The organism is Streptomyces sp. NPDC022910, assembly GCF_055561075.1.
On record NZ_JBVHHL010000035.1, the window covers coordinates 1 to 23,110 of the forward strand.

Genomic DNA, 23,110 nt, shown 5'->3' on the forward strand with positions numbered 1-23,110 from the left:
GAACAAGAGGCCGCCCACTACCTCGCGGCCGAACCTCCTGCGTCACTCCAGAAAGCCAGCTAACTCAGTCTCCACGAAACCCAGGGCTTGACACTGCTCGCCACGTTGCCGGCCAAGGTGCTCTCCAAGACACGCCTCAGCGTTCCCCCTCTAGGCGTTGACGTCTTCGACGGCTCTCTGCGGGGCCTGATCCTTGCCGAGGCCGAGTTCCCCACCGATCAGGAGGCGCAGGCGTTCGTTCCTCCGCCGGAGTGCGTGGCAGAGGTAACCGACGATGACCGCTTCACAGGCGGGCGCCTGGCGGGGACCTCGCGCCGGCACCTCCTCGGGTGGCTGGCCGAATTCGGGCTCCGCCCTTGAGCGTGATCAACGCGGTGCGGCCTGGTGCAGGTGACTGAGAGCTACCTGCCGAACGGTCGTATCGGTACTTGCCGGACCGTGAAAGCCGTCCAGGTGACCACCTGCCGCCGCATGTGGGTACTCGGACTGCCGAGGCATTGAATCGGCGATTTTGCGGCTCGGTGCCCGGGGCTCGTCTTCCGGAGTGAACCTCCGTCCGGGTGAATTGTTGCTCACCCTAACGAAGTAGGAGGCAGGCAAATACCGGCACATTGGACGGCACCGTCGGGTCACTACGATCCGCTCCGAGTGGCAAGCTGACGGTCGCCGAATCAAACTGGAGCGCGTGGTTTCGTGATCACATATGAGGGCACGACCTCGTGGCTTCTCTGGATTCTCGACTCTCGGGAATTTCCGAGCTCGGGGCACCGGACCGGCCACCGGAGCTGGTTGTCGAATTTTTTCGAGGAGCTTGAATGGTGGAGAAGTCTGCCGAGGTCACGATAAGAGGCCCCGACAAGCCGGCGGCAGCCGGGTCCGGCATCCCCGACCCGGCGGCACAGGACATGGCGGCACAGGACACCGAGAGGAAACTCGCCGAAGTACTGGCTGACGTTGTGTCCCTCGAACAGGTTTCGGCCGAAAGTCACTTCTTCAACGACCTGGGCGCCAATTCCTTGGTCATGGCTCAGTTCTGCGCACGCATCAGGAAGCGGTCGGATCTGCCGTCCGCGTCCATGAAGGACATCTACCGCCACCCGACGATCCGGAGTCTGGCAGCGGGTCTCGCGGCGGCCACTCGCGCTCCTGTCGAGGCATCGCAGCCGGTGTCCACGCCGGTACCGGTGACACCGTCGGCGCAAGTGAACTCGAGGGGCACGCTCGACTACGTTCTGTGCGGAACGCTCCAGTTGCTGGCGTTCCTGACCTATTCCTTCGTCACTGGACTTGTCGCCGCCCAGGGCTACGAGTGGGTCTCCGACGGCCCAGGTCTTGTCGACATCTATCTGCGGTCCTTCGTGTTCGGCGGCAGTGCATTCATCGTGATGGTCACGTTCCCGGTCGCGGCCAAATGGATCCTCATCGGGCGCTGGAAGCCCCACGAGTTCGCGATCTGGAGTCCCGCCTATCTGCGCTTCTGGATCGTCAAGGTGCTGCTCCACGCCAATCCGATGGTCTTCTTCATCGGGAATCCGCTGTACGTGCTGTACCTGCGGGCACTCGGCGCGCGGATCGGCAAGGGAGTAACGATCCTTTCGCGCCACGTCCCGGTCTGCACCGATCTCCTCACGATCGGCGCCGGTACGGTCATCCGCAAGGACTCGTACTTCCTCTGCTACCGCGCGCACGCCGGACGTATCCAGACCGGTCGGGTCACCCTCGGCCGGGACGTGTTCATCGGCGAGAAGACCGTGCTCGACATCGGAACCACGATGGGCGACGGGTCTCAGCTCGGACACGCATCCGCCCTGTACCGCGGCCAGGTGGTCCCGAACGGCGAGCGCCATCACGGGGTCCCGGCAGAGCCCACGGAGATCGACTACGTGCGGGTCGCACCGGCCCGGTGCGGCACACTGCGCCGGACCGGCTTCGGGGTCGCCACCCTGCTTCAGCTGTTCCTCCTGTACATTCCGCTGGGCGTCGGCGGCACGTACATGCTGTTCACCGCGATTCCGGCGCTGGGCGCCCGGCTGGACCCGGACACGGCCGACATCACGGCGTCGGGCTACCTCATCGATGCCCTGGTGGTGTCCGCCGTGCTGTTCTTCGGCTTCGTCGTCGTGGGCCTCGCCGCTCTGTACACCCTTCCGCGTCTGGCGGGTGTCGCCATCAAGCCCGACAAGACCTATCCGCTCTACGGCTTCCATTACGGCGCGCACCAAGCAATCGCGCGCTTCACGAACATCAAGTTCTTCGCCTGGCTCTTCGGTGACAGCTCGTATATCGTCCACTACCTTCGCGGTCTGGGATACGACTTGTCCCGGGTCGAGCAGACCGGGTCCAACTTCGGCACGGATGTGCACCATGAATCCCCGTACCTGGTTTCCGTGGGGAGTGGAACGATGGTGGCCGACGGGCTGTCCATCGTCAATGCGGACTACTCGAGTACGTCCTTCAAGGTGTCCCGTGTGACTATCGGCTCGCGCAACTTCCTCGGCAACCACATCGCCTATCCCGCGGGCGGCAGGACCGGTAAGAACTGCCTGCTGGCGACAAAGGTGATGATTCCCCTCGACGGTGAGATCCGCGAAGGGGTAGGGCTGCTGGGCTCGCCGCCCTTCGAGATTCCCCGAACGGTGGAGCGCGACTCCCGCTTCGACCATTTGAGGACCGGGGACGAACTACGCCGCAACCTGTCCGCGAAAAACCGCTACAACCTCCGCTCGATGGCCTTCCATCTGTTCCTGAGGTGGCTGCACACCTTCGCCCTCACGACCTTGGGCCTGGTTTCTATCGGCCTGTACGGCGTCATCGGACATGTGGTGATTGCCGCATACCTGGCACTCACTCTCGGGTTCACCGCTGTCTACTTCGTCCTGGTGGAGCGCTGCATCATGTCGTTCCGCGCGTTGCGCCCTCAGTTGTGCTCCATCTACGACCCGTACTTCTGGTGGCACGAGCGTCTGTGGAAGGTGCCGGACGAATACCTCAACGTTTTCAACGGCACGCCCTTCAAGAACGTCATCTGGCGGCTGCTCGGTGTGCGTATCGGCCGCAGAGTCTTCGACGACGGCTGCTATGTGACCGAGCGGACGCTCACCACCATCGGCGACGACTGCACGCTCAATGCCGGCACCAAGATCCAGTCCCACTCGCAGGAGGACGGCACCTTCAAGTCCGACCACAGCACGCTCGGTGCCGGCTGCACCCTAGGAGTCGGCGCGCTTGTGCACTACGGGGTGACGGTGGGTGACGGCGCCGTGCTGGCACCCGATTCCTTCCTCATGAAGGGCGAGGAAGTCCCCTCGAACGCGCGGTGGGGCGGAAACCCCGCAGCGGAGATGCCGGATGCCCCCGGGAAGACCCGCCGCATCGGCTCGGCATCGGCAGCAGTCACGTCCTCGGCGGACGACGCCGCGGTGACGGGGAAGTGAGGGAGGCCATCCGATGGGAGCGCACGTGCAGACGGACCGGGAGTTTTGGAGCGGTGTGCTGACCGCCGGCGGCTTCACCGCGGTTCCCCGGTGGGTGCGGGAGCCGGTGGCGGGCGTGGCCGAGTACGAGGCGGCCGTGCCGGATGCCGTGGCGGCCAAGGTGCGTGGCCTGGCACACGATGTGGGGGTGCCGCTGAGCGCGGTACTCCTGGCCGCACATGCCAAGGTGCTCGCCGCACTGTCGGGTGAGCAGGAGGTGGTGACGGGTTACGTCGCCGGGATGAAGCGCGGGCCGCTGCCCTGCCGACTGACCGTCCCACCCGAGTCGTGGCGCCTGCTGGTGCTGAGCGTTCATCGCATCGAGGCGGACTTGCTGACACACCGTGAGTTTCCGGTGGACGAGCTGCGGCGGGAGTTGGGGGTGACCGGGCCGTCGTACGAGGTCGTGTTCGACCCCGCGGGAAGCGAGGGCGGGCTGGTCGACGACGCGGCGCTGAGCGTGGGCTGGTGTGATCGGGACGGACGGCTGGTGGTGCGGCTGCGGTATCGCACGCAGGTGTTGGACGCCGAGTCCGCGGCCCGGATCGGCGGCTATCACCTGACCGCGGTGGCATTGATGACGGCCGATGCGGATGCCGAGCACGCCCGGCAGAGTCTGCTGTCGTCCGAGGAGGTGCGTTACCAGCTCGAGGGGCTCGCGGGACCGCGCCGGAGGCTGCCGGAAGTCCGGGCGCATGAGCTGTTCGAGCAGCGGGTGCGGGAGCATCCGGAGACCGTGGCGGCCGTGCATGGCGATCGGGTGTGGACGTACGGGGAACTCAATGCGCGCGCGAACCGCCTGGCTCGGGCGCTGCTGGCGCGGGGGCTGGACCGCGAAGCCGTGGTGGCGGTGGTCACCGAACGTAATCTCGACTGGCTGGCCGCGGTGTTGGCGGTGTTCAAGGCCGGAGGTGTGTACCTGCCGATCGAGCCGCAGTTCCCCGCCGGTCGTATCGCGGCGACACTGTCGCGTGCCGGGTGCCGGCTGGTGCTGACCGAGCCCGGCAGCACACAGGCCCTTGATCAGGCCCTGGCCACGCTGCCGGGAGTCGAGGGGCTGCTGGTCGAGGCGGCGTACGCGGAGCAGCATTCCGACGGTGATGTCGGGGTGAAGGTCGAGGCCGATCAGCTCGCCTACATCTACTTCACCTCCGGCTCGACAGGCGAGCCGAAGGGGGCGATGTGCGAGCACGCGGGCATGCTCAACCACCTCTACGCCAAGATCGACGATTTGGGGATCGATCGGGGGCAGGTGGTCGCCCAGACGGCTCCGCAGTGTTTCGACATCTCACTGTGGCAGTTGCTGTCCGCGCTGCTCGTGGGCGGGCGGACACTGCTCGTGAAGCAGGAAATGATCCTGGATGTCGAGCGGTTCGTCGACACTCTCGCCCGTGGCCGGGCCGCTGTGGTGCAGGTCGTGCCCTCCTACCTGGAGGTCGTGGCGTCGTACCTGGAACAGCATCCCCGCGCCCTGCCCGACCTGAGGTGTGTTTCGGTCACCGGTGAGGCGTTGAAACGGGAGCTGGTCCAGCGCTGGTTCAGCATCCAGCCGGGGATCAAACTGGTCAACGCCTACGGGCTCACCGAGACCTCGGACGACACCAACCACGAGATCATGGACGGGGTGCCCGAGGGCGACCGGGTGCTGCTGGGCCGTGCGGTCAACAACGTGCACGTCTACGTCGTCGATGAGCATCTGTCGCTGGTGCCGCTGGGCGCCCCCGGAGTGATCGCCTTCTCCGGCGTGTGCGTGGGGCGAGGGTACGTCAATGACCCCGAGCGTACCCGCGCCGCCTACCTGGACGATCCCTACCGTCCGGGTGAGCGGCTCTACCTGGGTGGTGACTGGGGACGCTGGCACCCCGGTGGCAAGCTGGAGTTCCTCGGCCGCCGGGACAACCAGGTCAAGATCCGCGGTTTCCGTATCGAGATCGGTGAGATCGAGAACACCCTGTTGAGGGTTCCCGGGGTACGCGACGGTGCGGTGGTCGTCGCCGAGCGGGCCGGCGACAGCAAGCACCTGATCGCCTTCTACACCGGGCGTGACCAAGAGGTGGAGGTACTGCGCCAGGCACTGGGTGCAGCGCTGCCCACCTACATGGTCCCCTCCGCCTTTCACTGGCAGCACAGCCTGCCGCTGACCGGCAACGGCAAGATCGACAGGAAGGCCCTCACCGCGCTGGCCGAACAGGCCACGCCGACCGCGGGCGCCGGCACCGCCGGGGAACAGCACCACGCCCCCCGCACCCCGACCGAGCGGAAGCTTGCGGCCGCCTGGGCCGAACTGCTGGGCGTCCCCGAGCACCACATCGGCCGGCAGGACCACTTCTTCGACTCCGGCGGCACATCGCTGTCGGCAGTGAAACTCACCATTGCCCTGAACCGTGCGGTGTCACTGAAGGACATCACCCGCCACCCGGTGCTCGCCGACCTCGCCGCGCTGCTCGACGGCACGACCCAACAGCGAGCGGAGCTGCTTCAGCCCCTGTCGGAGAGGAGGGACGGCGCACCGGAATGTGCCCTGGTGTGCTTCCCCTACGCAGGCGGCAACGCGGTCAACTACCAGCCGATGGCCGGCGCCCTGGCGGGCAGCGGTCCCGCCGTCTACGCCGTGGACCTACCAGGGCACGACCTGGCCGCCCGCGGCGAGCCGTTCGCGCCGCTGGCGCAGGTCGCCGAGCAGGTCGTCGCCGAGATCACCGGGCGTGGTCTGACCAGGGTCATGCTGTGGGGCCACTCCTCGGGAGCCGCGTTGGCCGTGGAGACGGCGCGGAGGCTGCGGGGGTGTGGAGTCGACGTCCCGCGGGTGTTCCTGGGCGCGCAGTTGCTCGGCACCGTCATCGACCGGCGGGCCGCCCTCGCCGAGCTGACGGCGCAGAGCAACGCCGAGATCGCCGCGAGGCTGACCGCGGACAGCGGCTACACCGAGCTCGGTGACCTCAGTCCACAGCATGCCGAGCATGTCGGTGCCGCCTACCGGCACGACTGCGTGTCCGCCCACCGCTATTTCGCGGAAGCGCTCGAGACACCGCCGACCGTGAAGCTGTCCGCGCCGGTCACCGTGGTAATCGCCGCCGACGATCCCAACACGGCCGGATTCCGCGACCGGTACTGCGAATGGCAGCTCCTGGCCGAGCACGTGGACCTGCACGAACTCACCGAAGGCGGTCACTACTTCCCGCGTACCCGTCCGGCCGAAGCAGCACAGGCCGTCCAGGGCGCAGCCGAACTACTCGCTTCCCCATGAGCCCCTCCGGCTTCCTGCGCAGCAATTGAAAGGAAACCCAGATGTCTTCCTCCTCACCCCTCGCCTCACTGCTCGAGGTGGAGCTGGAGCCGGACAAGCCTCCGATCCTGCATGTCGAGGCACCTGGCGATGCCGTCGGCTGGACGGCCGAGCACCGCAATGCCCTACGGGCGCAGGTGACCGAGCACGGCGCAGTCCTCGTCCGCGGGCTGGCACTGCGGGACCCGGATCAGGTCCGTGCCGTCTTCACCGCTCTCGCCGGCGATCTGATGACGGAGAAGGAGGCTTTCGCCCCCCGCAAGACCTATGGCCCTGGGCTGTACTCCTCCGCCACCTGGCCGGCCAACCAGCCGATGTGCATGCACCATGAGCTGAGCTACGCGCTGGAGATTCCCGGCCTGATGCTGTTCGCGTGTCTCACCGCGCCCGGTGAGGGCGGGGCGACCGCGGTGGCCGACGCGGAACGTGTACTCCAGGCACTGCCGGCCGCGCTGACGGAGCGGTTCGAGCGCGAGGGCTGGCTGCTCACCCGCTGTTACAACGAGGAGATCGGGGCGTCCCTGGAGGAGTCGTTCGGCACCGAGAACCCCGTTGCCATCGAGCGTTACTGCCGCGCCCACGCCATCGACTTCGAGTGGCAGCCCGACGGGTCCTTGCGCACCCGGCAGCTCCGCGGCGCCGTGGTGCGGCACCCGCTCACCGGGCGGCGCTGCTGGTTCAACCAGATCGCCTTCCTCAACGAGTGGACCCTGGCCGACGAGGTGCGCGAGTACCTCGTGGACGTGTACGGCGAGGACGGACTGCCGTTCAACACCCGCTTCGGCGACGGCACCCCCATCGGCGAGGACGTCGTCCAGTTGCTCAACACCACCTACGAGGAGCACACCCGACGTGAGCCCTGGCAGGCCGGCGACCTGATGCTCGTCGACAACGTACGCACCGCACACAGCAGAGAAGCCTTCAGCGGAGAACGCGAAGTGCTGGTCGCCATGGCCGAGCCTCAGCGACTGGCCGACGGAAACCCGACCCCGGAGGCAAGCGAACGATGACGCCCACACCCTTCCCCACCACCGAGCCCGCCGCCTCGCGCCCGGCTCCGCCCCCGACCTTCGCGGTGATCTCCGGCGCCCAGGTGCACCAGGCCCTCCGTGGGCGCGAGAAACAGATCATGGAACTGGTCGAGACCACCTACCGGCTGCACGGCGCAGGGGACTCGGTCAACCCGCCGTCGTACTTCCTGCGCTTCCCGGACCGCCCCACGGCCCGGATCATCGCCCTGCCGGCCTCCATCGGCGGCTCGGTACACGTGGACGGCCTGAAATGGATCTCCAGCTTCCCGGCCAACGTGGAAGCCGGCCTGCCCCGGGCCTCCGCCGTTCTCATCCTCAACGACCACGACACCGGCTACCCCTTCGCCTGCCTGGAAAGCTCCATCATCAGCGCCACCAGAACCGCTGCGTCCGCCGCGCTGGCGGCCGACTGGCTCAGCCGCGGCAGGCCCCGCCCCACGCGGGTCGGATTCTTCGGCACGGGCCTGATCGCCCGCTACATCCACACCTTCCTGGCCGGCACCGGCTGGACGTTCGAGTCCATCGGCGTACACGACGTGTCCGCCGACAGCGCCGCCGGCTTCCGTGGCTATCTGCGGCAGTCCGGCACGGGACACGCCGGACAGGTCGTCGTGCACGACAGCGCCGAGGAGCTGATCCGCTCCAGCGACCTGGTGGTCTTCGCAACCATCGCCGGCAAGCCCCACGTCACCGACCCGGCCTGGTTCGCACACCACCCTCTGGTCCTGCACGTCTCCCTGCGCGACCTCGCCCCCGAGATCCTGCTCGCCTCGGCCAACTTCGTCGACGACGTCGAACACTGCCTCAAAGCCGACACCTCTCCGCACCTGGCCGAGCAGCTCACCGGAAACCGCGACTTCCTGGACGGCACCCTCAACGACGTCATGACCGGACGTGTGACTTCACCGACCGACCGGCCAGTGATCTTCTCGCCCTTCGGACTGGGCGTCCTCGACCTCGCCGTCGGCAAATACGTCTACGACGAGGTCGCCCTGGCCGGAAACCTCCACGTCATCGACCACTTCTTCCACGAGCTGCGGCGATACGGCTGAACGCCCTCTCCCACGGCTCTGGCACCAGGAGGCCCCCGTGCCCGTCATCTCCGCTCCCTACGCCTTCAACGAAAGCCAGCTGTATGTCGACCTCCAGTCGATTTTCGGGCGGTCCCTCTACCTGAAGTGCGAGGGCTTCAACTTCGCCGGCTCGATCAAGTTGAAGGCCGCGATCGAGATGGTGGAGACCGCCGAGCGGGACGGACTGCTGAAGCCGGATTCGGTACTGGTGGAGTCCTCGTCCGGAAACCTCGGCGTGGCGCTCAGCATGATCGCCGCGAGCAAGGGTTACCGGTTCCTGTGCGTGACGGACTCCCGTTGCAACCTGTCCACCAGACTGCTGATGGAGGCCCTGGGCAGCGAGGTGCACATCATCGCCGACCTGGACGCCAACGGCGGCTTCCTCGGCGCGCGGATCGACTATGTACGCGCGCTGTGCGAATCGGACGACCGATACGTCTGGCTCAGCCAGTACACGAACCCGGGCAACTGGCGGGCGCACTACCGCAAGACGGCGCCGGAGATCGCCCGGCAGTTCCCGCAGCTGGACGTGCTGTTCATCGGGGCAGGTACCGCAGGGACCCTGATGGGCTGCGCCCGTTACTTCCGGCAATGGCACCGGCCGGTGCGAATCGTCGCGGTGGACAGTGTCGGCTCGGTGAGCTTCGGTGGCGAGCCGGGCCGACGGATGATTCCCGGCTTGGGCATGAGTATGCGACCGCCCCTGCTCGACGAGTCCTATGTGGATGAGGTGATCAAGGTCGAAGAGGCGGACACCATCCGTGCCTGCCACCGTCTGGCCCGACACGGGTTCCTGTTCGGCGGCTCCACCGGGACGGTGGTCAGCGGCGCGCTCGACTGGCTGGCCCGGCACGAGACGCGTCACCTCACCGGCGTGGCCATCGCCCCGGACCTCGGCGAGCGCTATCTCGACACCATCTACCAGGCCAACTGGCTGCAGGACCTGTACGGCGATCAGATACTGGACTCCGAGGACATCAGCGCCTGTTCCCGCAGACCCGAGCCCAGATCACGGGCGACGGGCAGGCCGCGGAAGCCGTAGGGGCGGGAGCTTCTTGGTGTGCGGGGTCCGCCGGGAACTCAGCACCAGCGCCGTGCGTAGCCGTCCCCCGCCGCCACCAGCGCGTCCACCACGCCGGACGCTGCCATCGTGTGCCCGGCGTCGTCCACCACGGTCAACTCGCTGCCCGGCCAGGCCCGATGGAGCCGCCACACCGTGCCGAGCAGATTGCCGAAGTCGAGGGTGCCCTGGACGAGGGTGCCGGGGATGCCCTTGAGGAGGTGCGCGTCCCGCAGCACGACGCCCTCGTCGTTGCCGTCGCCGAGGAAGTGGTCGTTGCCGAAGTAGTGGGTGACGGTCCGGGCGAATCCCATGCGGAACACGCGGTCCTCGTAACGCTCGACCGACCGCGGCGGCGCCGGAACGATCGCCGTCTCCCAGTCCGTCCAGGCCCGCGCCGCCCGGGCCCGCACCTGCGGGTCGGGGGACTCGATCAGGCGGTTGTAGGCGGCCGCGAGATTTCCGTCGCGCTCGTCCTCGGGCAGTACGGCCAGGAACCGCTCGAAGGCCTCGGGGAAGATCCGACCGAGTCCCCTGGTCAGCAGGGCCACTTCGGGATTCGATCCGGTCGCGACCGCCGTGAGGACCAGCTCGGACACCGCTTCCGGATGGGTCTGCGCGTACCGCAGACCGAGCACGGACCCCCATGACACGCCCCACACCAGCCACCGCTCGATCCCCAGGTGCCGGCGCAGCAGCTCCAGATCGGCGACGAGGTGGGCCGTCGTATTGACGTTCATGTCGGTGTCGTAGGCGCTCGCGTGCGGCGTCGACCGTCCGCAGCCGCGCTGATCGAGCAGCACGATGCGGTACGCCGCCGGGTCGCAGTACCGCCGGAATCCTGTACCGCACCCCGAACCCGGCCCTCCGTGCAGCATGACCGCGGGCTTGCCCTCCGGGTTCCCGCAGACCTCCCAGTAGACGCGGTTGCCGTCACCGACATCGAGCATTCCGTGGTCGTACGGTTCTGTCTCCGGGTAGAGGCCCATCCCGGCACTCTAACGTCGCACGACGCCGCGGCCCCCTGGATTTTTTGGGGCGCTGCCGCGTCGGTCGGCCATTCGGGGAACCGGCCTGTCCGCGACACACCCAGGACGCCGCCTTCTACAGCTGCAAGCTCGCGCTGATCCCGCCGAGCGTCAGGGCTGTCGGTATGGAGCTCAGCGGCGACCTGCGGTGCGAGACCGCTCGGCTCCGCCGGAACGAGCCGTGGTTCCCGGGCGCGTTCGCGGCATTGGAGGCGCCGTGGCGGGCATGGCAACCGACGACAACTGGCAGGCCGTCGCACCGTTCTCCCACGGCCGCTGGGGCGAGGCGGCTCCAGCCCACCAGACTGCCGAGGACGAGCGGAGGAACCTGGAGTTCGTGGCTGTCTTCGATGCCGCAGGCGATTTCGACCCGGACGCCACCCGCCTGGCGCTCGCGCGATTCGAACCGCCGGTGCTCCTGCTGGTCGGCGAGGTCGATCCGGGAACCCCTCCTCGCACGATGGCAGCGTTCGCCGGGCTGTTCCCGAACGCCGAGCTCCTCGTCCAGCCCGAGGCGGGCCAATTCCCGGAGCCCGACAACTCCGACCTGTCCGTGGCGACCACCGCGGCGTTCCTGGGGTCGGCAGCAGCTCAGGTGGCCGCGCGCTGGGGCCATCGGCGTTTCCGGGGCGTGAAGGCCGGGCCGACAGGACCTCTCGGGGCCGACAGGACCCGTCGATTCAATTCGTCCAGCGCCGATTCCGGCGGCGGCGTCTGCCGGTGTCGCAGTGGGCGCGTGTGTCAGGTTGGGAGGGAGCCGAGCCAGTCCGTCAGCAACCGGTTGATCTCATCGGGACGTTCCTGATGGATCCAGTGGCCGCAGCCGTCAAGGATGTGGGACGCGGCCAAGCCCGGCAGGGTGCGCGGGAATTCCTTGATCGCGTCGGCCAGCCACGTCGTGGAGGCATCGGCGGCTCCACCGATGAACAGCGATGGCCGGGATACGGGCGCCCCGTCGAATGCGGCAAGGTCCTCCCAGTCCCGGTCCATGTTCCGATAGCGGTTCAGTGCCCCGGTCAATCCCGTCCGCTCGAACTCCCCGGCATAGACGTCGAGATCATGCTCGCCCAGCCAGGACGGCAGGCGGTCGGCCGGGAACCGGTCACGCAGTCTCCCGCCGCGGCTGACGAAGTGCGGGTCCGGCGCGCCCGGAGCCGGCATCGTGTCGGCGGACAGGGCGGCGTAGAAGCCCGCCAGCCAGCCGCGCACGTCGGGTTCGATCTCCGCCTCGGCGCGGCCCGGCTGCTGGAAATAGGAAACGTAGAACTCCTCCGGCCCTCCCATCTGCGCAAAGACGTCACTGGGCCTCGGCCCACCGCGTGGAGCGTACGGCACGCTCAGCAGCCCGACCGCGCGGAACACATCGGGGCGGAGCAGCGCGCAGGCGGCGGCGATGGACGCCCCCCAGTCGTGCCCTACGATCACAGCGTTCCGCTCGCCCAGGCCTTCCACGACGGCCACGTTGTCCTCGACCAGCTCCAGCATCCGGTACGCGTACACTGCCTCGGGCCTGGAGGAGCGGCCGTAGCCGCGAACGTCGATCGCCACGGCTCGGTAGCCGACAGCGGCGAGGGCGGGCAGCTGGTGGCGCCACGAGTACCAGGACTCGGGGAACCCGTGCACCATCACGACCAACGGCCCGCTGCCCTGCTCCACCAGGTGGATCCGACCGGCAGGTGAGGGCACCAGGCGATGGGTGAGTGTGGGCAGTTGCGACATGATTCCTCCCGGACACGGTGCGGACGGTCGGCAACCAGGTGCCGTTCTTCCGTCGTGGGTACCAACAGTGATCGTGCAGAAGTCGGCACGAGGTACGCGACGTCCGTTGCCGTTTCGGCAAAGACAGCGCCGAGCAGTCGAGGATCGACCGTCACCGTGCTCTGAGGGCAGCGAGATCCGTGCCCGGGAGATGGATCCAGCCCTCCTGCCGGGCAGCCTCGACCTGGTCGGCAGAGCGGGGCCACACGGTGTCACCGACCAGGACGGCGCGGGCGACCAATGCGCAGACGAAGGCGTCGAGATGGTCGTGGCTGTCGGCGCACCTGGCGCGGACCGGCTCTGGCAGAGTCAGCCCCAGGCCCGCCTCGACTGCGCGCACGACGTACTCCCGGAGGGCCCGCGACTCGGGCGTGGCGCTCTTGTAGCTGCGGGTGAGGCGGATACCCCACCGCCGCAGCGCGGCCGCCGGGTAGACCTCGGCAACGGGGCCGGACCCGTCCCGCGGCACGACGACGCCGGCCGCCGCCAGCGCGTCCAGCAGATAGGCCGCCCGGAGCGCCACGACGCCCAGAAGATCAGTGGACACGGACAGCGGAGGCCGCGTCGAAGTCGCCTTCCACGTGAGGTCGTCGGTCAGCCGGAAGCGCAGCGCGTCCAGGCCGGGTTTTCCGTCCGCACGCTCCTCGAACCTGACGGGAGGAGGCAGCCGCACGCCCCGGTGGTGGGCCAGGATCGTCGCCACGAAGTCCGAAGGCCAGCCAAGCGGGCAGTCGAGGCCGGTCTTGTCCGCCGACCGAACAACCGCCAGCAGCTGCTCTTCCCCCTCGGGCACCACGAACTCCGCCGTCAAACCGTTCCCGTCGCCCCAGACCACCCGGCACACAGCGGTACGCCGTGTGCTCGCAGCCAGGTCGACGCCGACCGTGACCGCCTGTCGTCGCATCATGCCGTGATCCTTCCGCAGCCCTGGCTCGGCCCACCACACCGGGCGCGACCGGGCGAAAACTTCCGGGGTCAGCCCGGGCGAGACTGCCCTCGCAATGGGCCCTGACAAGGGCGTGCGCGCCGTTCCGCCTCGAGCGCGTGCGGGCGGGCCCTCCGTTCTGCCCCGAGCCCCTCACATGGTCGGCCAGGGCGTCCGGCGACACCCTCTGATCTGGGCTTCTACGCCTGTCGTCCCTAGGATCGCCGGAAAGGGAAGGGGGTTGGATGGACCGCAACATCCGTACCGTGGAGGACGTACTCAAGCTTCTGGACGGTTTCTTCGTACCCGAGGCAGACCGCTGGACGGCCGACGCGGCTTCGTGGTGGGACGGTTTCTACGACGACCGCTCCAAGCCGGTGCCGTTCTTCGTGGCGAAGCCTGACGAAAACCTGGTCTCCTGCCTCGAACGTGGGCTGGTCACACCGGGTCGTGCACTCGACCTGGGGTGCGGCCCGGGCCGCAACGCACTCCACCTCGCCGAATCCGGCTTCGAGGTGGACGCCGTCGACCTCTCCCCCGCGGCCATCGCCTGGGCCGACGAGCGCGCCCGGGAACAGCGGACCTCAGTCAGGTTCCTCTGCGGTGACGCGTTCACGCTCGCGGACGCCGAACTGCGCGGCCCGTACGACCTGATCTACGACTCCGGATGCTTCCACCATCTGCCGCCGCACCGCCGCCTCAGCTACCTCGCCCTCCTCGATCGGGCCCTCGCGCCCGGCGGTCACCTCGCTCTCACCTGTTTCGCGGCGGGCGCGATGGGCTCCGAACTCGGTGACACGGACTTCTACCGCCAGTCCCGCCTCCACGGCGGCCTCGCCTACACCCCGGAGTCCCTGCGCTGGATCTTCTCCGACCTGGAGGAGGTCGAGCTGCGCCGCATGCGTGACGAGTCGCCGCAGTCCCCGCGCTTCGGCGAGTCCTTCCTGTGGACAGCCCTGTTCCGCCGCCCCACACGGCCATGACCATCGCACACGACTGACGGTCCTGCTCATGAGCGGCTGCAGAAGCCGGTCACCTCATACCGGACGGCGGTCAGCGCTCGAGGGCCTCGGCACCGGAGCGGATCTTGTACCGGGCGAGCGCCTGCCTCAGTTCGGCGAGCTCCGCATCCGGGAAAGCGCCGCGCCGGGCGAAGTCCAGGATGTGTTCGGGCGACGGTCTGAGCTGGTGTTGGTGCGCTGCGAGACGTCCCGCAGGACGCGCCGGGCCTCCTTCGGCGGTATGTGGCCCAGAACCACAACGGCGCCGGCGGCATGGGCGACGACGGCATGGGGCGTCACGGCGCGCTCCAGCGGCGCGTTCTCCGCGACGAGCCGCTCGCGCTCCCGAGCCGGGGCGGTGGCGGACAGCAGTCACAGAGGTCGGTGAGACCGAGGCGGGCGCCCGGGGACGCGACGACACGCTGCGCTCGTTCGCCGAAACCCCGTTCAGGCTGCTCATCGTGGTGCGCGGCGGTCACCCTCCCCACGTGCCACACAACCGTGCGGGCCGCCGTTCCCCTGTGCCGGCGGCCCGCACGGATCCTGCTGGGGCGGGCCGAAGCGGCCGCCCATCGCCCCGCGCGGGTTCGAACATGACACCGCGGAACAGCGAGCCGCGATGCCCGCGCGGCCATGCGCTCAGCCTCGACCCGATGCCGGGACACAGAGCCCACAGACATCCCAAACCGCCCGATATCCCCCACTACGGCCGCCGTAACGCCGATGCGCTGAAGTACAGCCGAGATCGTCACCGTTGCGCGGTTGAAGTTTCCAGCAATCAGGTGGTGCGCTGGTATGGGTACAACTGCGTACGCGAACGGGTGGAGAGGGATACGTGGCATACGGGCAGGGCAAGGCCTACGAACACATGCTGTCGGTGGCCGTGGCAGCGCTCCACGAACGTGAACCCGACCGCCTCTGGCCCCTGCTGGCCGCCGCCCTGCCCAAGGTGTGCGGCGGCGAGGCCCTTATCTACAAACTGGACGATTGGAGCGAGAGCAGCGGTACGGTCGGCCACGCGCCGGACGTCGCCGCGGCATTCGACCCGCTCGGGGAGGAGGCCATGGGTCTCCTGCGAGCGGGCTACCCCTTTGCGCGTCATTACGCGACCGGACCTGACCGAGCGCCTCTGACAGCACGTCAGGCGGCCGGACCCGAGTGGTCCGTGAGCCCCACCGCCCGTCTGCTCAGCGAGATCATGAGCGTGGATCACGTCCTGGCGATTCCGCTGCCTCGGACGAACAACCCGGTCACCGGGTGTCTCGTCTACCGCTCCGGTAGGGACTTCAGTGATGACCACGTCCGTATGGCCCGGCAACTGCAGTCCCTCCTGGCGGCCGTCGAGCAACAGCGGCAACTCCTCGAACGCTGGCAGCGTGCCGTCGTGCCGGTGGATGCCGCGGCCCCCCCTGATGAGCTGGCCGCGGACTGCGACCTGACGCCCCGGGAAACCACCGTCCTGCTCCTGCTCACCGACGCCCTGACCGCCGCGGCGATGGGCCGCCGTCTCGGCATTTCCGACCGTACGGTTCACAAGCACATCGAGAACATCTACCGGAAACTCGGCACACGCGACCGCATCAGCACGGTACTTCGCGCTCAGCAGCTGGGCCTTGTCCCCATGCCCGACTCGCCGCACCGTCGTCGACAGAGCGAGAACGCCTCGCGCTGAGCCGTCCTGGCTCACAGGGCGCGGGCCACGAGGAGGGCCACGTCGTCATGGTCGTCGGGGTGGCGCAGGCCGTACAGCAGGAGGTCGCAGGTCTCCTCCAGGGGACGGCTGGGTTCTTCGAGGAGGCCGAGGAGGAGGTTCAGGCGGTCGTCGATGGGGTGGTGGCGGGTCTCGACGAGGCCGTCGGTGTAGAGGATCAGCAGATCGCCGGGGGCGAGGTAGGTGAGGGTGGTCTCGAAGGGGATGCCACCGACACCGAGCGGAGCGCCGGGGGGCAGGTCGAGCAGCGCGGGAGTGTGGCCGGGACCGGCCAGCGCGGGCGGCATGTGTCCGGCGTTGGCCATATGGACCTGCCTCTCGTGCGGGTCGTACACCGCGTAGATGCACGTGACGATGTAGTGCTCCAGGTCGCAGGTGATTTTGTCCAGGTGCCGGAGTACCGCCTCGGGGTCGAGGTCGAGGTCTGCGTAGGCGCAGGTGGCGGTGCGCAGCCGACCCATGGTGGCGGCGGCGTCGATGCCGTTGCCCATGACGTCGCCGACGACCAGCGCGGTCTTGTCGTCGGCCAGCGGGATGACGTCGTACCAGTCACCGCCGACCTCGCTGGTGGCCAGGGCGGGCTGGTAACGGGTGGCGAGCTCCAGGCCGGTGTGGTGCGGCGAATGGTTGGGCAGCAGGCTGCGTTGGAGGGTGAGGGCGGTATTGCGCATGCTCTGGTACCAGCGGGCGTTGTCGATGGCCACGGCTGCGCGGCCGGCCAGCTCACAGGCCAGGACAACGTCGTCATCGTCGAATGGGAGAGGGTTTTGGGTGCGTTTGAGGTCCAGGGCGCCGAGCACTTCACCGTGGGCGATCAGGGGAACCACGAGATAGGAGTGGACGCCGGCGCGGGCCAGCAGCGAGGTGGCCTCCGGGTCGCGGGCGATGCGGCATAGATCTTGGTCGCCGACGTGGCCCACCAGAACCGGCCGACCGGTGTGGACGCACAAGGTGACCAGGCGGTCGCCCTCGTAGGTGGCGAGGTCACCGGGAGGGTCGGCGGCGCGGAGCGCCACGGTGGGATGCGACGCCTTCAGGGCCAGGGCGCGAAAGAGCTCCGGGCCGGTGTCCGGCTTGCTGGTACGGCGGCAGGCGAGGGCCGAGTCGAGGACGTCCACGGCGACCACGTCGGCGAGCACCGGGGCGGCGATCTCGGCCAGTTCACTGGCGGTCCGTTCCACCTCCAAGGTGGTGCCGACGCGGGCGGAGGCGTCGGCGATCAGGGCGAGGCGGCGTCGGGCCCGGTCGGCCTCGGTGGCCGCGCGGTGCCGCTCGGTGACGTCGACGACCGAGAGGGCCGCGCCGAGGACACGTCCGCCGGGGTCCTCCAACCGGTAGAAGGAGAGGGACCAGGCGTGGTCGTTGTCGGGGTCGGCGGGGGTGCGGCCCACGATGTAGTGGTCCAGGAGCGGGGTGCCCGTGGTCAGCACCTGGTGCAGGGCGGACTGGATGGTGTCGATGTCGGGGAAGGGCAGAGTCACCCTCAGGGGGCGGCCGATGTGCTCATGGGCGGGTACGCCGTCGATACGCTCCAGCGCGGGGTTGACCAGAAGGAAGCGCAGGTCGGGGTCCATGAGGGCCAGGCCGATCGGGGACTGGTTGACCAGCCGTTCACACAGCGCGAGGTCCGTTTCGACGCGCTGGACGGTGGTGTGGTCGGCCGCGATGCCCAGGGCGTAGACGTCCCCGACATCGTTCAGCAGCCGCATGTTGCGGAACTCCATCAGGCGGGTATGGCCGTCCTTGTGCCGGATGGGGAAGGCGCCGGCCCAGCTCCGGCCGGTCTCCATCACCTCGGCGAACAGGCCGAGGACCGCCTGCAGGTCCTCCGGGTGGACCAGCAGACGAGCCGCGTACGCGCCGAGGGCCTCTTGCGCCGTGTAGCCGAACAGTTCCTCGGCCTGCGGGCTCCAGAACACGATGCGCCCGCTGGAGTCCAGTACCACGGCGGCCACGCTGAGCAGGTCGAGCAGGCCGGTCGCCCGGAGCGGCCCTGGGCTGGGCTGGTCGTCGTCGACCTGGAAGGATTCGGTTGTCATCCCAGACCTCCCTCCACGCGCCGCGGCGCGACCTGCCGCGCTCTGCCGACACCGCTCCGTACCCGGGCCCTGGCGTCGGGTACTTCCATGCTGCTCCTGGCCGGGTACCCTGCCCAGCCCGAAGCTCGCGGGCTCATGCTCATCCTGGGCACCTCCAGGCAGGAACGGCCGTTGGCTCGCGCCACCTGTCGCAGTCCGACGCGCTGACGGGGCCGGAACGCGGGCTGATGCGGGAATGGCTGGACTGAATCACCGACCCGACTCGCTGATACGTCATGCGGGCGGCCTCACCTCACGCGGAGGGCCTCGAACACGGTCCCGGCGGCCCTGTGCCGCCAACGTCACGCCCGTATCCCGGCACTCTGCGCCACGTCCGCGAAGCGTGCGCCACGACGTACTGGAGCACCCTGCAGAGTGACCCCTATGTCATAGTATCGACACAAATATCCTGACATGGGCTTGCCGGAGCAATGATCGGGTTGACCTGTTGACCGCATCAGGCCGGTTGTCTTGATCACGCCCTGCCAGGAGTCCTCGTGCACAGGCCGAGTGAATGGGTCCGCCAGGACTTGCGTCCGGCGCCGGACCGCACCGTGCGTCCGCCGGGTCCACCGAGGCCTCGGCCGAGGTCGGCCCGCCGCCAGCGGAGCGAGCAGTGAGGTGGCCCGGCCGCCATCGAGCCGAACGGCGCCGTGCAGCGAGGCCGAGCAGCACGGGCCTGGAAGTGCCGGCTCCGCCCGCATGGATGCGCTGGCTGCCCGCCATCTACGTCGCCGGGGTCCTGGCTCTCGAACCGATCACGCCTGTGCAGTGGCCGGTGAGCTTCCTGCTCATCGCCCTCCCCGTGGTCGCCGCCTTCGCCCATGGCCCAGCCGCCGTCGCCGTCGTCACGGTCTGCGCGATCGTGTTGGAAGGCGTCCTGGCCGGCACTCCTTGCTGTGCGGGCCGCTCCGTGGGCTACCTGTGGGAACGGCACTACGTGGCCTCGTACATCTCCACCGGCTTGGTCGGCCTCCTCGGCACGATCGTGGCCGCCCACCGAACCCGCCGGGAGCGCACCCTCGCCACCGTGCGGTCCGTGGCCGAGACCGCACAACGTGTGCTGCTGCGCCCGGTGCCACACCGCCTCGGCCAGGTCTGCGTGGAGACCCTCTACCTGTCCGCCGCCGCGGAGGCACGCATCGGCGGCGACCTGTACGAGGCGGTACCCACCGCGCACGGCGTCCGTCTGCTCATCGGCGACGTACGGGGCAAGGGGCTGGTCGCGGTGGAAACGGCCGCGACCATGCTCGGCGCCTTCCGCGAGGCCGCCCACGACGAGCCGGACCTGGCCGAGGTGGCCCACCGGGTCGAGACCAGCATGACCCGCAGGGCCGCGCAGCTTCCCGGCAGCGAGGTGGCGGAGCGCTTCGTCACGGCGGTGTTCGCCGAGATTCCCGACGACGAACCCGTCGTTCGCCTCGTCAACTGCGGCCACCCGCCGCCCCTGCTCATCAGCCGTGACGAGGTCACCGAGCTGGAGTCGGACGATCCCTCACCGCCCATCAACCTCGGCGTTCTGGTCGGTGACAACTACCACGTGGAGGTGAAGCCCTTCCGCCCCGGTGACCAACTGCTGCTGTACACCGACGGCGTCACCGAGACACGTGACCCCGCTGGAAACTTCTACCCGCTCATCGAGCGCGTCCAGTCATGGTGCACGCTCCCGCCCCGTGACCTCCTCGACCACCTTCATCTGGATCTGCTCGCCTACAGCGGCGCACACCTCGATGACGACACCGCCGCGCTCGCCGCCTACCGCCTCCCCGATCCGACCCAGGACCCGACCACGTGCTAGCGGATTCGGCCGGTGGAACGGCGTCCACCTGGGTACCCGCGCTGCAGATTGCCCTCGGCTCGGTTCGACTGAGGAAAGGGGCAACGCCTTGCGTTTCCACAACCGTCAGCAAGCCGGTCAGGAGCTGGCCGCACGGCTCCTGGAGTGGGCCGGCAGCGGTGATCTCACCAACGCGATCGTGCTCGCCCTGCCGCGCGGCGGTGTTCCTGTCGGGGCGGAGATCGCCCGCGCCCTGAAGGTCCCCCTGGACGTACTGGTCGTCCGCAAGATCGGTGTGCCCGGCGCTCCGGAAATAGATATCGGGGCCATCGCCGACGACGAACCGCCGCTCTTCGACTCCGTGGGGCTGGAAGCGATGCAGCTGGACGAGCACAAGCTCGGTTCGGAGGTGGCCGGGGAACGCGCCGAGCTGTACCGGTGCGAAGGCCTCTACCGAGCAGGGCGCCCCGCTCCACACGTCACCGGACACACGGTGGTGGTCGTGGATGACGGACTGGCGACCGGCATCACGGCATGCGCGGCGCTGCGTCATCTGCGCCGCCAGGATCCAAGACGTCTCATCCTGGCCGTCCCCGTGTGCAGCCCCTATGCCGCCCGGGCGCTGCACGGCGAAGCCGACGACGTGATCTGTCTGCAGCAGCCGGAGCACCCCAGGCCGGTGGGCGAATGGTATTCCGACTTCGAACAGGTCTCCGACCAGGACGTTCTCGAAGCGCTGCGGGAACTCCACCCGGCCTGAGCCCTTCACGGGCCGCGATCCGTTTCCGGCGTGCGCGTGTGTCAGCCGTCTGCGGGTACCCGCAGAAATCGGACATCGGCAAGCCGCGGGGAGATGACCACGATGATCTCCGAGTTGGTGATGGTGCCCACCGAGGAAGCGGTGCTCACGGGTGACCTGGTGGTCCCCGGGAACGTACCGGCGGTGGTGCTGTTCGCACACGGCAGCGGCAGTTCCCGGCTCAGCGTGCGCAACCGCGCGGTCGCGGCGGAACTGCACAAGGCAGGACTGGGCACCTTGCTGCTGGACCTCCTGAGCGAGCGGGAAGAGCGCGAGGACGCCGCGACAGCTCAGCACCGCTTCGACATCCCCCTGCTGAGCCGACGCCTGGTCGCCGCCCTCGGCTGGCTGGCACAGGAGCCCAACACCAGGGACCTTCCGGCGGGCCTGTTCGGAGCCAGTACCGGGGCGGCCGCGGCGCTGGTCGCTGCGGCCGAGCAACCAGAGCGGGTGTATGCGGTCGTCTCCCGTGGCGGTCGGCCGGACCTGGCGGGCGACGTCCTGGAACGAGTCACGGCACCGGTCCTCCTCATCGTCGGAGGCGGCGACGAAGCGGTCCTGGATCTCAACCGGGAGGCCGCCACGAGGCTGTCGGCGCCCCATGAGATCCACGTCATTCCGGGTGCCACGCACCTCTTCCCGGAACCAGGCGCCCTGGAGCAGGTGGCGGAGGCCGCCGGCCAGTGGTTCCTGGCACACCTGCCAGGCCGGGAAGAGTCGGGAGATCATCGAGGCTGACGCGGTCCTCCGGAACACAGCCCCCGAAAGTTCATTTCGTCAACTAACCCGCCTAGCCTGCTGACCCTCGAGAAGGAACAGCTCACCGGCAAGCGATCACTGATGCCGGGAAAGGCGTCGCTTCGTGACCGTGACCGCCCTGGACGACAAGACCGCCCTCGCGCTCATTGACCTCCAGGTCGGCACGCTCGCCGCCCCACACCGAGCCGCATCCGGCCGCTGACGTCGTGACCAAGGCCGCCGCGCTCGCCGACGCGTTCCGGGCGGCCGCCGCGGCGGGGGCCGGCGGCCCCGTCCGTCCGCACGACTTTGGACCCTGTCGTCGAACAAGTGACCGACCACCCCGGGGACATCCTGGTGACCAAGCGGAACTGGGGCGCATTCCACGGCACCGACCTACCTCGACCTGCAAATGCTCGACGGCTCGCCAAGGTACGTTCTTGTTCGCCAAGGTACGTTCCTGAAGGGGCGTTTCGCCCGGTCCGGCGCAGCAGGTCGTCACGGTGGGCGGCCATCGACCTCACCGGCTCAAGCAGGCGGAGGGCCTGGGCATCCGGCTCTGCTGTGACCTGATCTGGCGGGTCAACTGATCCCCAAAATAGACGAGTTGACCGTCAAGTGGTACCCGGTCGTGGCCGGCTCCGGGATTCCCCCGCCCCGCGTCGCCGCGCGCCTTCACCGGCACGAACGACCGCGTGTTCGAGCACAGCAACCCCTCACTCACCTACAGCAAAGCCGCCGATGAGGCAGCCGCAGTCGCTCACGGAGGTGGTGACTGCGAACCAGCGTGAACCGGCGCCGTGAATAAATCACCCAAACAGGGGAATTCTTCACGTAGGGGGATACACCTGGTCACAGAGGGGAGACGACAGCGATGTCGTATCCGCGGCAGTCCAGTGGAATGGGCACGCATCCCGAACTGGCGGAGATGCGGGAACGGCTCGAACGCACGGCCTCCAGCGGCTCGGCGATCGCCATCGAGGGACTGATACTCCTGGCGGGCGTCTACGCCGCGATATCACCCTGGGTCGTGCACTTCTCGGCAGCGGAGCCCAACCTCACCATCAACAACGTGATCGTCGGCATCACCATCGGCCTGATCGGGCTCGCTCTGACCCTTGCACCGGAGCGCATGTTCCGCCTGGCCTGGGTGGTCGCGCCGCTCGGCGTGTGGCTCCTGATCTCCCCTTGGGTGGTCACCGCGGCCCACGGCGCAGGGGCCGGCATCATCTGGAACAACGTCTGCCTGGGTGCGGTGACGCTCCTGCTGGGGCTCGCCGCCATGGGCCTGACCGTCGGTGTCGCCCGCCGCGCTCAATGAGTCCGGAGGGCCGACGAGGACGAGCAGCGTGTCGCACCCGCGGCAGTCCGC

17 protein-coding genes are annotated in these 23,110 nt (G+C 68.6%); 13 read left to right on the forward strand and 4 right to left on the reverse strand.

Annotated elements, in window-relative coordinates; genetic code table 11:
- Window positions 1–87 precede the first annotated feature (87 nt).
- The 6 genes from ACZ3TS_RS27890 (at window position 88) to sbnA (ending at window position 9,905) form a co-directional block, all read left to right on the forward strand.
- Window positions 88–360 carry a CYTH domain-containing protein gene (locus ACZ3TS_RS27890; protein WP_467623131.1) on the forward strand — a complete coding sequence of 91 codons (273 nt, stop codon included), beginning with the start codon at window positions 88–90 and terminating at the stop codon, window positions 358–360.
- Window positions 361–815: 455 nt separating this feature from the next.
- Complete coding sequence (locus ACZ3TS_RS27895; RefSeq protein ID WP_467623133.1) at window positions 816–3,434, forward strand: Pls/PosA family non-ribosomal peptide synthetase; 2,619 nt, start codon at window positions 816–818, stop codon at window positions 3,432–3,434.
- A gap of 13 nt (window positions 3,435–3,447) precedes the next feature.
- Window positions 3,448–6,720, forward strand: coding sequence for a non-ribosomal peptide synthetase (locus tag ACZ3TS_RS27900; RefSeq protein WP_467623136.1), 3,273 nt, complete (start codon window positions 3,448–3,450; stop codon window positions 6,718–6,720).
- A 41-nt stretch (window positions 6,721–6,761) separates the two neighbouring features.
- Window positions 6,762–7,769 (forward strand): TauD/TfdA family dioxygenase, encoded by a 1,008-nt coding sequence (locus tag ACZ3TS_RS27905; protein WP_467623139.1) that lies wholly within the window; start codon window positions 6,762–6,764, stop codon window positions 7,767–7,769.
- Window positions 7,766–8,842: a 2,3-diaminopropionate biosynthesis protein SbnB gene (gene sbnB, locus ACZ3TS_RS27910; RefSeq protein WP_467623142.1), complete on the forward strand. Its 1,077-nt coding sequence runs from the start codon at window positions 7,766–7,768 to the stop codon at window positions 8,840–8,842. The genes ACZ3TS_RS27905 and sbnB overlap by 4 nt, the downstream gene beginning before the upstream one ends.
- A gap of 37 nt (window positions 8,843–8,879) precedes the next feature.
- A complete protein-coding gene (gene sbnA / locus ACZ3TS_RS27915; RefSeq protein ID WP_467623145.1) occupies window positions 8,880–9,905 on the forward strand; it encodes a 2,3-diaminopropionate biosynthesis protein SbnA in 1,026 nt (341 codons plus the stop codon).
- 38 nt (window positions 9,906–9,943) lie between these two features.
- Here the strand turns inward: sbnA and pip are convergent, their stop codons facing one another.
- Window positions 9,944–10,912, reverse strand: coding sequence for a prolyl aminopeptidase (gene pip, locus ACZ3TS_RS27920; protein ID WP_467623147.1), 969 nt, complete (start codon window positions 10,910–10,912; stop codon window positions 9,944–9,946).
- Between the two features lie 265 nt (window positions 10,913–11,177).
- On the opposite strand from pip, the gene ACZ3TS_RS27925 reads away from it, so the two are divergent.
- Window positions 11,178–11,756: an alpha/beta fold hydrolase gene (locus tag ACZ3TS_RS27925; RefSeq protein ID WP_467623149.1), complete on the forward strand. Its 579-nt coding sequence runs from the start codon at window positions 11,178–11,180 to the stop codon at window positions 11,754–11,756.
- On the opposite strand, the gene ACZ3TS_RS27930 is transcribed toward ACZ3TS_RS27925, so the two are convergent.
- A complete protein-coding gene (locus ACZ3TS_RS27930; RefSeq protein WP_467623151.1) occupies window positions 11,693–12,670 on the reverse strand; it encodes an alpha/beta fold hydrolase in 978 nt (325 codons plus the stop codon). The two genes, ACZ3TS_RS27925 and ACZ3TS_RS27930, sit on opposite strands and share 64 nt — an antisense overlap.
- A gap of 151 nt (window positions 12,671–12,821) precedes the next feature.
- Complete coding sequence (locus tag ACZ3TS_RS27935) at window positions 12,822–13,616, reverse strand: DUF429 domain-containing protein (RefSeq protein WP_467623152.1); 795 nt, start codon at window positions 13,614–13,616, stop codon at window positions 12,822–12,824.
- Between the two features lie 263 nt (window positions 13,617–13,879).
- Between ACZ3TS_RS27935 and ACZ3TS_RS27940 the strand changes: the two genes are divergently transcribed.
- Together ACZ3TS_RS27940 and ACZ3TS_RS27945 are read left to right on the forward strand one after the other, a co-directional pair.
- A complete protein-coding gene (locus ACZ3TS_RS27940; protein WP_467623154.1) occupies window positions 13,880–14,617 on the forward strand; it encodes a class I SAM-dependent methyltransferase in 738 nt (245 codons plus the stop codon).
- Window positions 14,618–15,503: 886 nt separating this feature from the next.
- Window positions 15,504–16,307, forward strand: coding sequence for a response regulator transcription factor (locus ACZ3TS_RS27945; RefSeq protein ID WP_467623277.1), 804 nt, complete (start codon window positions 15,504–15,506; stop codon window positions 16,305–16,307).
- Window positions 16,308–16,318: 11 nt separating this feature from the next.
- On the opposite strand, the gene ACZ3TS_RS27950 is transcribed toward ACZ3TS_RS27945, so the two are convergent.
- Window positions 16,319–18,385: a SpoIIE family protein phosphatase gene (locus ACZ3TS_RS27950; protein WP_467623157.1), complete on the reverse strand. Its 2,067-nt coding sequence runs from the start codon at window positions 18,383–18,385 to the stop codon at window positions 16,319–16,321.
- Between the two features lie 745 nt (window positions 18,386–19,130).
- Here ACZ3TS_RS27950 and ACZ3TS_RS27955 point away from each other — a divergent pair.
- The 4 genes from ACZ3TS_RS27955 (at window position 19,131) to ACZ3TS_RS27970 (ending at window position 23,059) form a co-directional block, all read left to right on the forward strand.
- The gene (locus ACZ3TS_RS27955) at window positions 19,131–20,222 is read left to right on the forward strand and encodes a PP2C family protein-serine/threonine phosphatase (RefSeq protein WP_467623159.1); all 1,092 of its coding nucleotides are present in this window, start codon (window positions 19,131–19,133) and stop codon (window positions 20,220–20,222) included.
- A gap of 88 nt (window positions 20,223–20,310) precedes the next feature.
- Window positions 20,311–20,961, forward strand: a complete 651-nt coding sequence (locus ACZ3TS_RS27960; RefSeq protein WP_467623161.1) for a phosphoribosyltransferase — start codon at window positions 20,311–20,313, stop codon at window positions 20,959–20,961.
- A gap of 102 nt (window positions 20,962–21,063) precedes the next feature.
- Window positions 21,064–21,738, forward strand: coding sequence for a dienelactone hydrolase family protein (locus ACZ3TS_RS27965; protein ID WP_467623280.1), 675 nt, complete (start codon window positions 21,064–21,066; stop codon window positions 21,736–21,738).
- Between the two features lie 874 nt (window positions 21,739–22,612).
- A complete protein-coding gene (locus ACZ3TS_RS27970) occupies window positions 22,613–23,059 on the forward strand; it encodes an SPW repeat protein (RefSeq protein ID WP_467623162.1) in 447 nt (148 codons plus the stop codon).
- Window positions 23,060–23,110: the final 51 nt, after the last annotated feature.